Origin of the sequence: Aureimonas sp. AU40 (genome assembly GCF_001463785.1) — a bacterium.
Lineage (GTDB): Bacteria > Pseudomonadota > Alphaproteobacteria > Rhizobiales > Rhizobiaceae > Aureimonas.
Window position 1 is genome coordinate 89,803 of the sequence record NZ_BBWL01000015.1, and the last position, 12,944, is coordinate 102,746.

Below are 12,944 nucleotides of genomic sequence, written 5' to 3' on the forward strand. Positions count from 1 at the left end.
GATCAGGCGCGGTCGGGCACTTCATAGTCGGCGGAATAGCGGATCTCGCGCAAGGGACGCACGGCCCTGGTCGAGGCGTCGTAGATCGGATCGGCCTTGTAGGCGGCGAGCGCCTCGCGATCCCTGAACTCGGCATAGACCACGAGATCGACATCGTTGCCCATCGGATCGACGCGAGCGTTCTCGACCACCTCGAAATGCGTGTGGTGCCGGATGCCGCCCAGCGTCTCCAGGCCGGCCTTGATGCGCGGCAGGTCGGCTTTGTCCCTGGCGCTGAAGAAGACGATATGCCGGATCATGTCGGCTCCGCTTTCGAAGGAATCGGGGATTGCTGCATCCGCTCTCCGGCCCGGCGCGTCAAGGCGGATATGCGGGGAGGGAAGGCCCCCGCGCGCCTCCGTCCGATCGCGGCGCGGCATTTTCCTCCGCCGGCTTTGTTGCTCATCGCGGCGCCATGGCTTACCTGTGCGCCAACTCTTGCCCATTCCTTACCTTGCGGAGACGCGCGCTCGATGGCTCGCCAATTCATCTACCATATGGCCGACCTGACCAAGGCCTACGGCAACAAGAAGGTTCTGGAGAACATCCACCTTTCTTTCTATCCCAACGCCAAGATCGGCATTCTCGGTCCTAACGGCGCGGGTAAGTCGACCCTGCTCAAGATCATGGCCGGCGTCGATAAGGACTACACGGGCGAGGCCTGGGCGGCGGACGGCGCGGTGGTCGGCTATCTCGCGCAGGAGCCCAAGCTCGACGAGACCAAGACCGTATTCGAGAACGTCATGGAAGGCGTCGCGGACAAGAAGGCCATTCTCGACCGCTACAACCAGCTGATGATGGACTACAGCGACGAGACGGCCGAGGAGGGCGCCAAGCTCCAGGACGTCATCGACGCGCAGAACCTCTGGGACCTGGAGAACCAGGTCGAGATGGCGATGGACGCGCTGCGCTGCCCGCCGGGCGACTCGCAGGTCGCCCCGCTTTCGGGCGGCGAAAAACGCCGCGTCGCGCTCTGCAAACTGCTGCTCGCCAAGCCCGACATCCTGCTTCTCGACGAGCCGACCAACCATCTCGACGCCGAGACGATCGCCTGGCTCGAAAAGCACCTGCGCGAATATGAAGGCGCCGTGCTGATGATCACGCACGATCGCTACTTCCTCGACAACGTCACCGGCTGGATTCTCGAGCTCGATCGCGGCCGGGGCATTCCCTACGAGGGCAACTACTCCGCCTATCTGGAGAAGAAGAGCAAGCGCATGGTGCAGGAAGGCCGCGAGGACGACGCCCGTTCGCGCGCCATCACCCGCGAGCGCGAGTGGATCCAGCAGGGCGCCAAGGCCCGACAGACCAAGTCCAAGGCCCGCATCAAGGCCTATAACGAACTCGTGGAACTGGCCGAGCAGCGCCGTCCGGCCGATGGCAAGATCGTCATCCCGACCGGCGAGCGCCTGGGCAACAAGGTAATCGAGGTCGAGAAGCTGACCAAGAGCTTCGGCGACCGAGTGCTGATCGAGAACCTCTCGTTCAAACTGCCGGCCGGCGGCATCGTCGGCATCATCGGGCCGAACGGCGCGGGCAAGTCGACGCTTTTCAAAATGATCACCGGGCAGGAAAAGCCCGACGACGGCGCGATCAACATCGGCGAGACCGTCGATCTCGGCTATGTCGACCAGAGCCGCGACCATCTCGACGCCAACAAGAACGTCTGGGAAGAGATCACCGGCGCCGTCGACATCATGAAGCTCGGCAAGTACGAGATGAACTCTCGCGCCTATGTCGGCAACTTCAACTTCAAGGGGCCGGACCAGCAGCAGAAGGTCGGCACCCTGTCGGGCGGTCAGCGCAACCGCGTCCACCTCGCCAAGATGCTGAAGTCGGGCGCGAACGTCATCCTCCTGGACGAGCCGACCAACGATCTCGACACCGAAACGCTCGCCGCGCTCGAGGACGCGCTGGAGGAATACGCCGGCTGCGCCGTGGTCATCAGCCACGATCGCATGTTCCTCGATCGTCTCGCCACGCACATCCTGGCCTTCGAAGGCGACAGCCATGTCGAATGGTTCGAGGGCAACTTCGCCGACTACGAGGCCGACAAGATCCGTCGCCTCGGCCCGGACTCGGTGAACCCGAAGCGTCCCACCTACAAGCGCCTGACGCGCTGACATGAACGAGACGGGGAAGGCCACTTTCCAAAGCGGACTTCCCCGCTACACTTTCGGAACGGAGGGCACTGCGGCCCTCGCCTCGCGCAAGAAGGGCCACGAGTTGGATCGCATCAGCTTTCAACAGTTGTTCAATGCGCTACCCAGCCCGCACATGCTCCTCGACGCGCAGCTGCATTTCGTGGCCGTCAATCCCGCCTACGAGGCCGTCACGGATCATTCCGGCCAGACCTTGGTCGGACGTCATGTCTTCGAGGCCTTCCCGAATACGGGCGAGGCCGGTCGTCGTCTCCGGCATTCGCTCGACCGCGTTCGGGAGACGGGCAAGCCCGACACGCTGGCTTATATCGAGTACGACATTCCCATTCCGCCCGAGAAGGGCGGCGGTATGGCCAAGCGCTATTGGACGGCCATCCACACGCCGCTGAACGACGAGACCGGCGCGGTTCGCTACATCCTTCAGAACACGGTGGACATTACCGAACTCGTGCTTCTGCGCGAGGCGGCTTCCACTCCGAACTCCATCTTCTCCGGCGGCGTCGCTCTGGTACAGCGCGCTCGCGAGGCCGAGGAGGCCATTCGCGACGACACCAAGCCGGCCCAGCAGTTCCGCGCCCTGTTCGAGGAGGCGCCAGGCATGGTGGCGCTGCTGCATGGCGCGGATCATGTCTTCACCTATGCCAACCGAGCCTATCGCCACTTCGTCGGCCAACGCGAGGTTCTCGGTCTACCGGTGCGCGACGTCTTTCCCGAGATCGAGGGCGAGGGCTTTTTCGAGAAGTTGGACGAGGCCTATCGGACCGGCGAGGCCGCGCTCGGGTTTGAAAGCCGGATCATGCTGCGCGATCCCGAGACCGGGCGTCTGCGCGAGTTCTTCATCGATTTCTCCTACCATCCCGTCGTAGCCTCCGACGGCACGACATCCGGCATTTTCGTCCAGGGCTATGATCGGACGGAAAGCGTTAGGGCCCAGCGCCGCCAGCGCCTTCTGCTGGACGAGCTCAACCACCGAGTGAAGAACACGCTCTCGACCGTGCAGTCTCTGGCGCGGCGCAGCTTCCGCGCAACGACCGACCGGGAAGAGGCTCGCCGCGTCTTCGAGGGGCGCATCCTTGCCCTGTCGAATGCGCACAACCTTTTGAGCGAGCAGCATTGGGAAGCGGCCGACCTTGCCACCATCGCCCGACTCGAACTGGCAGCCCTTGGCTCGGATCGGTTCGAGATGCAGGGTGACCCTCTCAGCCTCAACCCGAAGGCGGCGATCGCGCTCGCCATGGTGTTTCACGAGTTGGCCTCCAACGCGGTGAAGTACGGCGTCCTTTCGGGGCGGGACGGGCGGCTGGCCGTGCGCTGGGACGTGCGGGACGACAATCTTCATCTCGTCTGGAACGAGGCGGGCGCGAGGCTGCCGCTGTCCGAGGGCGAATTGAAGCCCGGCTTCGGCATGCGCATGCTGGAGCGCATCGTCACCGGCGAACTGGAAGGGCGGCTGGAACTGGCTTTGGGGAGCAGCGGACTGACTTGGACTCTCGTTATTCCCATGGCTGAAGTCAGCGCGGCGAGGGGTCCGTCCCATGACTGATGCCCCCTCACATCAGGGCTTGCGCATCTTCGCGGTGGAAGACGAGTCGCTGGTCGCCATGCAGCTGGAGGATATTCTGGACGATCTCGGCTGCGTGGTGGCGGGCTTCGCCATGCGCATCGACCGGGCGCAGGATATGCTCGATGCCAAGCCTGCGATCGACGCGGCCATTCTCGACATGAACATCGCTGGCACGAAGGTCTATCCCGTGGCGGAGCGTCTGCGCGGGATGGGCATTCCCATCGTCTTCGCGACCGGCTACGGGCTCGATGGGATCGACCCCGAATGGCGCGTCTATCCCGTGCTCCAGAAGCCTTACACGACCGAGCAGATCGCCCGTGCGCTTTCCCAAACGCTGGCGTTGACGAACAAGTGATCGCCGTGAGCGCTTCGCCCGCAGGCTGAGCGCGCCTCGTCGGTGCGGCGGTCATGCGCTGGCAGCGCGGGCGTGCTATGGCCCCGCACTCATTCGAAAAACCAGAACAGTCAGGAAGCCACCCGCATGGATCAGTTCGTTCAGGGTCTCATGCAGGATTTCGGCGTGTTCGGCATCGCCTTCCTGATGCTCCTCGAGAACATCTTTCCGCCGATCCCCTCCGAGATCATCATGCCGCTCGCCGGCTACCAGGCCGCCACGGGGCAGCATTCGATCTGGGCCGTGATCGTCGCCGGCACGATCGGCTCGCTTCTCGGCATTCTGCCCTGGTACTATCTCGGCCTCGTCGTGGGCGAGGAGCGCATCGTCAAGCTGGCGGATCGGTTCGGGCGCTGGATCACCATGACGGCGGAGGATGTCGAGGCCGCCGACCGCTGGTTCCGCCGCTACGGGATTCTCGCGGTTCTGTTCGGACGCCTCGTGCCGACCGTGCGCACGCTGATCTCGATCCCCGCCGGGCTGGCCCGCATGCCGATCGCGACTTTCCTCTTCTTCTCGGCCATCGGCACGCTCGCCTGGACGGCGGGCCTCGCCTTCGCCGGTTATCTCCTGGCGCAGCAATACGAGCTGGTGGACCAGTATGTCGGCCCGGTGTCGAACATCGTCATTGCCGCCGTGGTGGTGATCTACCTCTACCGCGTCATCACCTTCAAACCCACGCGCCGCACGCGTCCGATCGACCTGAAGTCGGACGAGCATCCGCACCGCCAGGGATGAGTCGCCTCATGCGCAAGCCCGCCAGCAAGCTCAAGGGAACGGTCGGGGGCCTCTACCGCACCGAGGGGAAGGGCTTCGTCACCACATCTGTCGAGACGCTCGAACTCGGCTTCGAAGGCATTGCCGGCGACGAACATGGCGGGCCGACCCGCAGGACGGGCGGGCGCGAGCCCTGGTATCCCCGGGGAACGAAAATCCGCAACGAGCGCCAGCTTTCGATTCTCAGCTTCGCCGAACTCGGGGAGGTCGCCCGCGATCTCGACATTCCCGAGCTTCTGCCGGAATGGATCGGCGCCAATCTGGTGCTGGACGGCATCCCGCGCCTCAGCCACCTGCCGCCGCGAACGCTCCTTTTCTTCGAGAGCGGCGTGACGCTGAAGGTCGATGGCGACAACGGGCCGTGCCGCCTGTCGGGCCGCTCCATCGCCGCGCATCATCCTGGCCGTGAGGATATCGAGTTCAGCTTCGTGCGCGCAGCCAAGCACAAACGCGGCCTCGTCGCCTGGGTCGAAAAGCCGGGCCGCCTGAGCCAGGGCGAAGCCTTCGAGGCTCGGTTGCCCGAGCAATGGATCTACGATCCAGCGTGAGCTTATCGAGAGCGGTCAGTCCGCGTCCGGCCTCAGCCGCTGCTTGAGGGGCAGGGCGCTGGTCACGCCATCCTCGGGCTCGTCCTCGTCGTCCCATTCCTCGTCGCTGTCGGGCTCCGAGACGAGATGGCGGGTGGCGCCCCATTGGTCGAGAACGGCGTTGACCGCTTCCACCACGAAGAAGCGCGCCTCGTCCTTCTCGTAGCCCTCGTCCCGCAGCTCGTCATAGTCGGTGTGCTGGTGGCGGACATGCGCCAAGGTGGCGAGCCAGACGGCGCTGGCCGGCGAGAGATCGCGCATATGGCGCGACCCCGCCGCCGCGCGGATCGCCTCCGCATCGAGAAACGGCACGCGCGGGATCAGCAGCGTCAGGTTCTTGGCGATCGTCTTCTGCCGTTCCGTCGCCATCAGCGCTCCTCCAGCCGGTCCACCGAGGCGAAATAGGGTTTGATGTCGAGCAGCGGCGTTCCGTCGAGAACGTCGATCGCATCGATCACCAGCCTGCCGCTCACCCGGTCGATCTCCAGAAGGCGCACGAGACTCAGACCGATCGGATTGGGCCGCACCGGCGAGCGCAGCGCGAACGTGCCGGACGCCGCTTCGGCATGGCGCGGCATCTGCAGCGCAAGGTCCCGCCGCGACTGGTGCAGCCATGTCAGAAGGTGGACATGGCTTTCCGGCTCCAGCCGCTCCAGCGCCGGGCGAAAGGCGAGGTCGATTTCGACGCTCGCGCTCTGGCCGGTCTCGCGGGCCGCACGCATGTTCTTCGGGCAATCGCGCCGCTCCGTCCAAGGCGAGCGGATGCGGCCGATGAAGACGAGACGCGCGTCGTCGGCCTGCGAGCCATCGAAGGCAAGGCGGCTTTCGCCGGGGCGGATGGAGGGTTCCTCAAGGCTCATTCTCTAAGCCTATAGGGGCTCGCCGCGCCACGCAAAGGCGCGGACCAGTCCCCCTTGCATCCCATCCGCTGAACACATAAACATATCTTTATATGTTTCGCGCGTAGGAGGCGCGTCCATGAGCGCTTCGTTCGATGCAACGGTTGAGATTCTCAAGGCTTTGGGCGAGCCGACACGGCTTCGGCTGGTCATGCTCCTGTCCGGCCATGACCTCACCGTGTCCGACCTGACCTCGATTCTCGGCCAATCTCAGCCGCGCATCTCGCGCCATCTGAAGCTCTTGGTGGAATCAGGTGTCGTGCTTCGCCATCAGGAAGGCGCCTGGGCCTATTTCCGCCGTAGCGACGATCCGCTCGTCGCGACGCTCACCGACGCGCTGCTTGCGGGCGTTACGGACGAAGACGGGCGGCTTGCCGGCGATCGCGAGAAGCTGGAGGACGTCCGCCGCGAACGGGCCGAGCGCGCGGCGCTCTACTTCAGCCGCAACGCCGAACAATGGGACCGCATCCGCTCGCTTCACGTTCCCGATACCGAGGTCGAAGCCGCCTTGTTGGCGAGCCTTGGCGAGGAAAGCGTCGAAGCCATGCTGGATGTCGGCACCGGCACGGGGCGGCTGCTCGAACTCCTGGCGCCGCGCTCGGAGCGCGCGCTGGGGATCGACGCCTCGCGCGAGATGCTGTCGATCGCCCGCGCCAAGCTCGACGCGGCGGGCCTCAGCCGCGCCACGGTGCGGCAGGGCGACGCCTATCGCCTGCCGGTGCCGCGCGGCAGCTTCGCGCTCGTCACCCTGCATCAGGTGCTTCACTATCTCGATGATCCCGCTGCGGCCGTGCGCGAGGCGGCGGGGGCGCTCGGCCCCGGCGGGCGGCTCGCCATCGTGGACTTCGCCCCGCATCGGCTGGAGGAACTGCGCGCCGAGCACGCGCATCTGCGCCTCGGCTTCAGCGAGGAGGCGCTTGGCGCCTATGTCCAAGCCGCCGGACTCTCGGTCGAATCCATCCGCGCGCTGCCGCTGCAAGGCCGGCGGGCCGATGCGCTGACCGTTCTCATTCTCGTCGCCCGGCGCCCGCGCGCGACCCCCTTTCTCGACCCGGCGCCGCGCCCGGTCGAAGCCGCTTGAAGGAAAGAGCCATGATCCAGCGTCGTTCGCAACGCGCGCCCTTCCGTGTGTCGTTCGAATTCTTTCCGCCCAAGACGGAAGCGATGGAGACCGGCCTCTGGACCTCGATCCAGCGCCTTGCGCCGCTCTCGCCCGACTTCGTGTCCGTCACCTACGGCGCGGGCGGCTCGACGCGCGAGCGCACGCATCACACGGTGAAGCGCCTCCTGGCCGAGACGGACCTCAAGCCGGCGGCCCATCTCACCTGCGTCGATGCCACGCGCGAGGAGGTGGACGAGGTCGTGCGCCAATATCGCGAGACCGGCGTGAAGCACTTCGTCGCGCTGCGCGGTGACGGGAAGGCGGGAGCGGGGGGTGCCTACGAATCCCATCCCGGCGGCTATCGCAACGCCGTGGATCTTGCCGCCGGCATCAAGGCCATCGACCCCGAGATCGAGATCTCCGTTTCGGCCTATCCCGAGAAGCACCCGGAAAGTTCGGACTTCGCCACGGACATCGACCTGCTGAAGCGCAAGGTCGACAATGGTGCAACGCGCGCGATCACCCAGTTCTTCTTCGACAATGATGTGTTCGAGCGTTATGTCGAGCGCGTTCGCCGGGCGGGCATTTACATCCCGATCGTGCCGGGCATCGTGCCGATCCATGATTTCACCAAGGTCGCCCGCTTCTCGGCGGCCACCGGTGCGTCCATTCCGCTTTGGCTGGCAGAGCGCTTCGAGGGGCTGGAGAAGGACGCCCATACCCACAGCCATGTGGCGGCGGCCGTCTGCGCCGAGCAGGTGCTGGATCTCGCCGAGCGCGGGATCGAGGATTTCCACTTCTACACGATGAACCGCGCCGACCTCGTTTATTCCATCTGTCACATCCTCGGTCTGCGTCCGAAGAATTCGGGCGGTGGGGACGACAAGGTCACCGAGGTCGAACAGGCCGCCTGACACGAAAAAGGGCCGGAAGGACCGGCCCTTTTCCCGTTATGGTCTGACGCCTGTTTCGCTCGGCGAAATCAGGAAATGAAGCCCACCACCATGGCGCCGACGAAGGCGAAGGCAGCGGTTGCCATCAGCAGATTGAGAGAGCGCACCCGTTCCAAAACGATCTCCTTCTCACCGGATATGTCCAGTCTTCATGATCCGTTTAACATCGTAAAGGCGGATTCGTTTCTCGCAGGCGTCACGAAATCCGTCGGATCGGGAAAAGCCAACGGGCCCCGAGACTTGCGATGGTTAAAATTTGATAAAAACCTGGGGAGGAGATGGGCGCCGGATCGCTCAGTCTCTCAGGCATGCTTCCAGAAGCGCGGCACCGGCCAGCGCGCGGGCATCCTGCCCGAAACGGGCGACGACGGAGAGGCCGAGCGGCAGCCCGTTCGAGGTCAGGCCGGCCGGCACGTTGACGCAAGGCGTGCCCGCCAGGGTCCAGAGCCGGTTGAAGGCGGGATCGCCCATCCCATCCTCGATACGCGGCGCCGGGCCGGGCGCGGAGGGCGCCAGCACGATGTCGCACGTATCGAACAGCCTCGTCGTTTCGCGTCGTCCCGCTCGTGCGGCACGGCGGGCCAGGTCGTATTCGGCTGGCGGAATGGCGGCGCCCTCGTCCAGGATCGCGCGCAGGCCGGGGTTCATCTTGTCGCCGTGGTGGCGCCGCTCGTGCGTGAGCGACACCGCGCCCTCATAAAGCTGGATGCGCTCCTGCGCCTGCCGCGCGGCCGCCAGCGTGTCCGGCTCCGCGATGTCGATGAGGGTGCAGCCGCTTTTCTCCAGCGCTCGCGCCGCCCGGTCCCAGGCGGCTTGCATCTCCGGATTTAGCATCCCGTCGATCCGCGAGCGGTAGAGGCCGACGCGCAGGACGGGCGTCTGCTCGCTCACCCGCATCGGGCGACCCGACAGGATCTCGGCCAGAAGCGTCACGTCCCGAATGTCGGCGGCAAAAAGGCCTGCCGTGTCAAGCGACCAGGAAAAGCATTTCAGGCCCACCGTCGGCAGAAGGCGAAAGCTCGGCTTGAACCCGGCGACGCCGCAGAAGGCCGCCGGGCGGATCACCGAACCCGCCGTCTGCGAGCCCAAAGCCGCCGGCACCAGCCCCGCCGCCACCGCCGCCGCCGAACCCGCGGAGGATGCGCCGGGCGTGTGGGCGAGGTCGTGCGGATTGCGCGTCGGAACGGGGCTGGCGAAGGCATATTCCGTGGTCACGGTCTTGCCGATGATCGCCGCGCCGCGCCCCCGCGCCTGGGCCACGAGTGCCGCGTCGCCGGGCGGCCGGTGGTTCGCATGGATGGGGGAGCCGTAGTCCGTGACCATGTCGAACGTGTCGAACATGTCCTTCACGCCGAGCGCGACGCCCGCGAGCGGGCCTGACGGGCTGGCGCGCGAAAGCGACTCGGGCTCGACCAGCCGACTGAAACTTCCGATCGCCTCATCGGCGGCAAGGATGCGCTCCCGCGCTTGTTCGATCTCGCGCGCCGGGGTCGAGCGACCCGACGCGATGCGCTCAGTCAAGGCTTCGAGCGAGACGAGGGGGAAGCCTTGCATGGGCGCGCCTTGGGTGGGGTCCGTTCCATCTTGTGGCAGATGCTTCACAAGCCTGCCATCCGTTTGAGCTCATATCGCCGAACGGCTTTCGCCGGAATGGCTGGAGGTCTATGTCCAGCCCATAAGTGCCACGAAGGAGACGATTGTTGCAGAAGTTCGAAACGGCCCGCGACGCGGCCCTCTCGCTCCGCCCGGACGTTCCGGTCTACTGCTTCCGCCCCGACGTGCTGCGCGCCGACGCGCAAAGCTTCATGGCGTCCTTCCCTGGCGAGACCGCCTATGCCGTGAAGACCAATGGCGAGCCCATGGTGCTGGAGACGCTGGCCAAGGCCGGCGTGAAGGTCTTCGACGTCGCCTCGCCCGGCGAGTTCGCAGCCGTGCGTGCCGTCGCGCCGGATGCCGAGATGCTCTACATGCATCCGATCAAGGCGCAGTCCGACATTCGCCTGGCGCTCGAAACCTACGGCATCCGCACGCTCTCGCTCGACCACGAGGACGAGGTCGCCAAGATTCTGCGCATCGTGCGCGCGCTCGATCTCGACCCCGCGACGCTCACCATCTTCGTTCGGCTCCAGACCAAGGGCCATGCGATGTACGAGCTGTCCAAGAAGTTCGGCGCCGCGCCGGCCCATGCGGTGGAGCTTCTCCAGCGCTGCCATCGCATCGGCTTCAAGGTCGGCCTCTGCTTCCATGTCGGCTCGCAGATCGAGGACCCCGACACCTATGAGCGCGCGCTCGCCTCGGCCGACTGGGTGCGCAACCGCGCCGACGTGCCCTTGGCGGGCCTGGATGTCGGCGGCGGCTTCCCCGCCGAATACGGGCACGATCCGCGCCGCAAGAAGCCGACCATTCCCTCCATGGACGAGATCATGGCGCGGCTGCGCGGTGATATAAAGGAATGGGGCTTTTCCGACATGCCGCTGGTCGCCGAGCCCGGCCGCGTCGTCGTCGCACGCGCCTTCTCGCTGATCGTGCGCGTGCTCCTTCGCAAGGGGCGGCGGCTTTATATCAACGATGGGATCTGGGCTTCGCTGTCGGATTCATGGACCGGCAAGATCACGCTGCCGGCGCGCTTCATCCCTGATCCCGCGCGCATCTCGCGCAAGGGCGATCCGAAGAGTCTAAGCGCCTTCCGCGTCTGCGGCGCGACCTGCGATTCCGTCGATATTCTGTCGCGGCCCTTCTGGCTGCCGGAAACGGTTGATACGGGCGACTGGATCGAGATCGGCCATATCGGCGCCTACTCGCTGTCGCTGCGCACCCGCTTCAACGGCTTCTATCCCGACACGTTCGTGGAAGTCGCCCAGCCCTTTGACGAGGGCGGGGCGGCAGAGGGCTTTGCGAGTCTGGAAACAATGGCGGACTGAACGCGTCAGTGCCTGCGCGGCGTGACGTCCTTGAGGATGTCGCGCCGGTCCATCTCGAAATGATCCAGAATCAGCTGGATGTTTCGCTTGTGCGCCTTGAAGTAGACGTCGAACAGGTCGCCCGCCAGCGGCACTGCGCCGAACGCGGCGTCCACGCCGAGATTGGCGATCATGCGCGCCAGCTTGCGCTTCGGCACGCCCATGCGCCGCGCCTCGTTGACGATGTAAAGCCCGATCAAGGCGCCACCCGCATCGCCGATGCCGGGCACGAGGCCGATCAGCGCGTCGGCGCCGAAGCGGATGTCGGTTCCCGGAACGCGAATAGCGGTGTCCATCAACCGGGCCAGCGTGTTCAGCCGGGCGAGGCGACGGGTCAGGTCCGGCGTCATCGTCTCGGCCTCGAAACCGGCAGCGTAGGCGGTGGCGATCATCGTCGTGGATCTCCTGAAGGCTGCCGATCGCAGCCTCTCCCCCTGAAAATGGTGAGCCGGCCTGCCTTCTGCGAGGGGCTCGTGCGCCGATCGCCATTCCCGACGCCGGTTGCCGGCCTATGTCCCGCTTCACGAAACCGTAGGCGGCAACCGGGAGACTTGTGATGGAATGGCGCGGGCGTCGCGAAAGCAGCAATATCGAGGACCAGCGCGGCAGCGGGGGCGGGGGTCTCGGCGGCGGCGGAATGCGCATTCCGATCCGCGCCGGGGGCGGCGGGATCGGTCTCATCATTCTGCTCGGCATTCTCTGGATCGGCTTCGGCATCAATCCGATGTCGGTGATCGGCATGGATGACGGCACGCAGACCACCCAGACCACGCGAAGCAGCGGCCCGGGCGTCAACGGCACGGCCGACGAGACGGACGATTTCATCGCCGTGGTTCTCGGCGACACCGAGGATGTCTGGAACCGCCGCTTCCAGAGCATGGGCCAGCAATATCGCGAGCCTAAGCTGGTTCTCTTCACCGACCGCGTCTCGTCCGCCTGCGGCAATGCGAGTTCTGCGTCCGGCCCCTTCTACTGTCCGAACGACCAGAAGCTCTACCTCGACACGAGCTTCTTCCGGCAGCTCGACAGCCAGCTCGGCGCGTCCGGCGACTTCGCGCAGGCCTACGTGATTGCGCACGAGGTCGGCCATCACGTGCAGAACATGACCGGCATTCTCCAGCGCACCACGGACATGCGCCAACGCATGTCGGAGACCGACAGCAACGCCGTGTCGGTGCGGGTGGAGCTGCAGGCCGACTGTTATGCCGGTATCTGGGCGCACGACACCCAGCAGGCCGGCCTCCTGGAAACGGGCGACATGGAGGAAGCGCTGAACGCCGCCAGCAAGATCGGCGACGACACGCTGCAGCGTCGATCGCAGGGAACGGTGGTCCCCGATAGCTTCACCCACGGCACTTCGGCGCAGCGCGTCGAGTGGTTCAAGCGCGGCGCCACCACGGGCGACATGGCGCAGTGCGACACGCTGAAGGGGCAGCTTTGATCCGAGGCTGAGCGCAATCGGCTTGCAATCGAAGGATCGGCATGGTGAGACGCGGCGAAAAGCGAT

The 12,944-nt window shown here is 65.6% G+C and carries 13 protein-coding genes and 1 pseudogene; 9 read left to right on the top strand and 5 right to left on the bottom strand.

Going from position 1 to position 12,944, the window contains the following annotated elements:
* Positions 1 to 2: 2 nt before the first annotated feature.
* On the bottom strand, positions 3 to 299 hold the full coding sequence (locus tag AUL32_RS05610; protein WP_062112442.1) for a Dabb family protein: 297 nt from the start codon (positions 297 to 299) through the stop codon (positions 3 to 5).
* 213 nt (positions 300 to 512) lie between these two features.
* On the opposite strand from AUL32_RS05610, the gene ettA reads away from it, so the two are divergent.
* From ettA to AUL32_RS05635, 5 genes are all read left to right on the top strand, one after another.
* Positions 513 to 2,162, top strand: a complete 1,650-nt coding sequence (gene ettA / locus AUL32_RS05615) for an energy-dependent translational throttle protein EttA (RefSeq protein ID WP_061975556.1) — start codon at positions 513 to 515, stop codon at positions 2,160 to 2,162.
* A gap of 1 nt (position 2,163) precedes the next feature.
* On the top strand, positions 2,164 to 3,744 hold the full coding sequence (locus AUL32_RS05620; protein ID WP_244497678.1) for a sensor histidine kinase: 1,581 nt from the start codon (positions 2,164 to 2,166) through the stop codon (positions 3,742 to 3,744).
* Positions 3,737 to 4,120: a response regulator gene (locus AUL32_RS05625; protein ID WP_062112445.1), complete on the top strand. Its 384-nt coding sequence runs from the start codon at positions 3,737 to 3,739 to the stop codon at positions 4,118 to 4,120. Before AUL32_RS05620 ends, AUL32_RS05625 begins: the two co-directional genes overlap by 8 nt.
* A gap of 126 nt (positions 4,121 to 4,246) precedes the next feature.
* Positions 4,247 to 4,897: a DedA family protein gene (locus AUL32_RS05630; RefSeq protein WP_062112446.1), complete on the top strand. Its 651-nt coding sequence runs from the start codon at positions 4,247 to 4,249 to the stop codon at positions 4,895 to 4,897.
* 8 nt (positions 4,898 to 4,905) lie between these two features.
* Complete coding sequence (locus tag AUL32_RS05635; RefSeq protein ID WP_062112448.1) at positions 4,906 to 5,484, top strand: MOSC domain-containing protein; 579 nt, start codon at positions 4,906 to 4,908, stop codon at positions 5,482 to 5,484.
* Between the two features lie 96 nt (positions 5,485 to 5,580).
* On the opposite strand, the pseudogene AUL32_RS05640 reads toward AUL32_RS05635, so the two are convergent.
* Positions 5,581 to 5,892, bottom strand: a pseudogene (locus tag AUL32_RS05640) (DUF2293 domain-containing protein); the annotation flags it as partial.
* A complete protein-coding gene (gene tsaA, locus AUL32_RS05645) occupies positions 5,892 to 6,383 on the bottom strand; it encodes a tRNA (N6-threonylcarbamoyladenosine(37)-N6)-methyltransferase TrmO (protein WP_062112452.1) in 492 nt (163 codons plus the stop codon). The pseudogene AUL32_RS05640 and the gene tsaA, both read right to left, overlap by 1 nt.
* A gap of 118 nt (positions 6,384 to 6,501) precedes the next feature.
* Between tsaA and AUL32_RS05650 the strand changes: the two genes are divergently transcribed.
* Both AUL32_RS05650 and metF read left to right on the top strand, forming a co-directional pair.
* Positions 6,502 to 7,503, top strand: a complete 1,002-nt coding sequence (locus AUL32_RS05650; RefSeq protein ID WP_062112454.1) for an ArsR/SmtB family transcription factor — start codon at positions 6,502 to 6,504, stop codon at positions 7,501 to 7,503.
* Positions 7,504 to 7,514: 11 nt separating this feature from the next.
* On the top strand, positions 7,515 to 8,438 hold the full coding sequence (gene metF / locus AUL32_RS05655) for a methylenetetrahydrofolate reductase [NAD(P)H] (RefSeq protein ID WP_062112456.1): 924 nt from the start codon (positions 7,515 to 7,517) through the stop codon (positions 8,436 to 8,438).
* A 333-nt stretch (positions 8,439 to 8,771) separates the two neighbouring features.
* Here the strand turns inward: metF and AUL32_RS05660 are convergent, their stop codons facing one another.
* A complete protein-coding gene (locus AUL32_RS05660; RefSeq protein ID WP_062112457.1) occupies positions 8,772 to 10,031 on the bottom strand; it encodes an amidase in 1,260 nt (419 codons plus the stop codon).
* 146 nt (positions 10,032 to 10,177) lie between these two features.
* Between AUL32_RS05660 and AUL32_RS05665 the strand changes: the two genes are divergently transcribed.
* On the top strand, positions 10,178 to 11,398 hold the full coding sequence (locus AUL32_RS05665; protein ID WP_061977762.1) for an alanine racemase: 1,221 nt from the start codon (positions 10,178 to 10,180) through the stop codon (positions 11,396 to 11,398).
* A 5-nt stretch (positions 11,399 to 11,403) separates the two neighbouring features.
* Here AUL32_RS05665 and AUL32_RS05670 read toward each other — a convergent pair whose 3' ends face one another.
* Positions 11,404 to 11,829: a DUF4112 domain-containing protein gene (locus AUL32_RS05670; RefSeq protein ID WP_061975571.1), complete on the bottom strand. Its 426-nt coding sequence runs from the start codon at positions 11,827 to 11,829 to the stop codon at positions 11,404 to 11,406.
* Positions 11,830 to 11,993: 164 nt separating this feature from the next.
* Here AUL32_RS05670 and ypfJ point away from each other — a divergent pair, with 164 nt between their 5' ends.
* Positions 11,994 to 12,878: a KPN_02809 family neutral zinc metallopeptidase gene (gene ypfJ, locus AUL32_RS05675; RefSeq protein WP_062112459.1), complete on the top strand. Its 885-nt coding sequence runs from the start codon at positions 11,994 to 11,996 to the stop codon at positions 12,876 to 12,878.
* The last annotated feature ends 66 nt before the right edge of the window (positions 12,879 to 12,944 follow it).

Bases quoted from the DNA above. Each gene is read 5' to 3' on its own strand.
- AUL32_RS05610 (WP_062112442.1), bottom strand. From the start codon at position 299: ATGATCCGGCATATCGTCTTCTTCAGCGCCAGGGACAAAGCCGACCTG.
- ettA (WP_061975556.1), top strand. From the start codon at position 513: ATGGCTCGCCAATTCATCTACCATATGGCCGACCTGACCAAGGCCTAC.
- AUL32_RS05620 (WP_244497678.1), top strand. From the start codon at position 2,164: ATGAACGAGACGGGGAAGGCCACTTTCCAAAGCGGACTTCCCCGCTAC.
- AUL32_RS05625 (WP_062112445.1), top strand. From the start codon at position 3,737: ATGACTGATGCCCCCTCACATCAGGGCTTGCGCATCTTCGCGGTGGAA.
- AUL32_RS05630 (WP_062112446.1), top strand. From the start codon at position 4,247: ATGGATCAGTTCGTTCAGGGTCTCATGCAGGATTTCGGCGTGTTCGGC.
- AUL32_RS05635 (WP_062112448.1), top strand. From the start codon at position 4,906: ATGCGCAAGCCCGCCAGCAAGCTCAAGGGAACGGTCGGGGGCCTCTAC.
- tsaA (WP_062112452.1), bottom strand. From the start codon at position 6,383: ATGAGCCTTGAGGAACCCTCCATCCGCCCCGGCGAAAGCCGCCTTGCC.
- AUL32_RS05650 (WP_062112454.1), top strand. From the start codon at position 6,502: ATGAGCGCTTCGTTCGATGCAACGGTTGAGATTCTCAAGGCTTTGGGC.
- metF (WP_062112456.1), top strand. From the start codon at position 7,515: ATGATCCAGCGTCGTTCGCAACGCGCGCCCTTCCGTGTGTCGTTCGAA.
- AUL32_RS05660 (WP_062112457.1), bottom strand. From the start codon at position 10,031: ATGCAAGGCTTCCCCCTCGTCTCGCTCGAAGCCTTGACTGAGCGCATC.
- AUL32_RS05670 (WP_061975571.1), bottom strand. From the start codon at position 11,829: ATGATCGCCACCGCCTACGCTGCCGGTTTCGAGGCCGAGACGATGACG.
- ypfJ (WP_062112459.1), top strand. From the start codon at position 11,994: ATGGAATGGCGCGGGCGTCGCGAAAGCAGCAATATCGAGGACCAGCGC.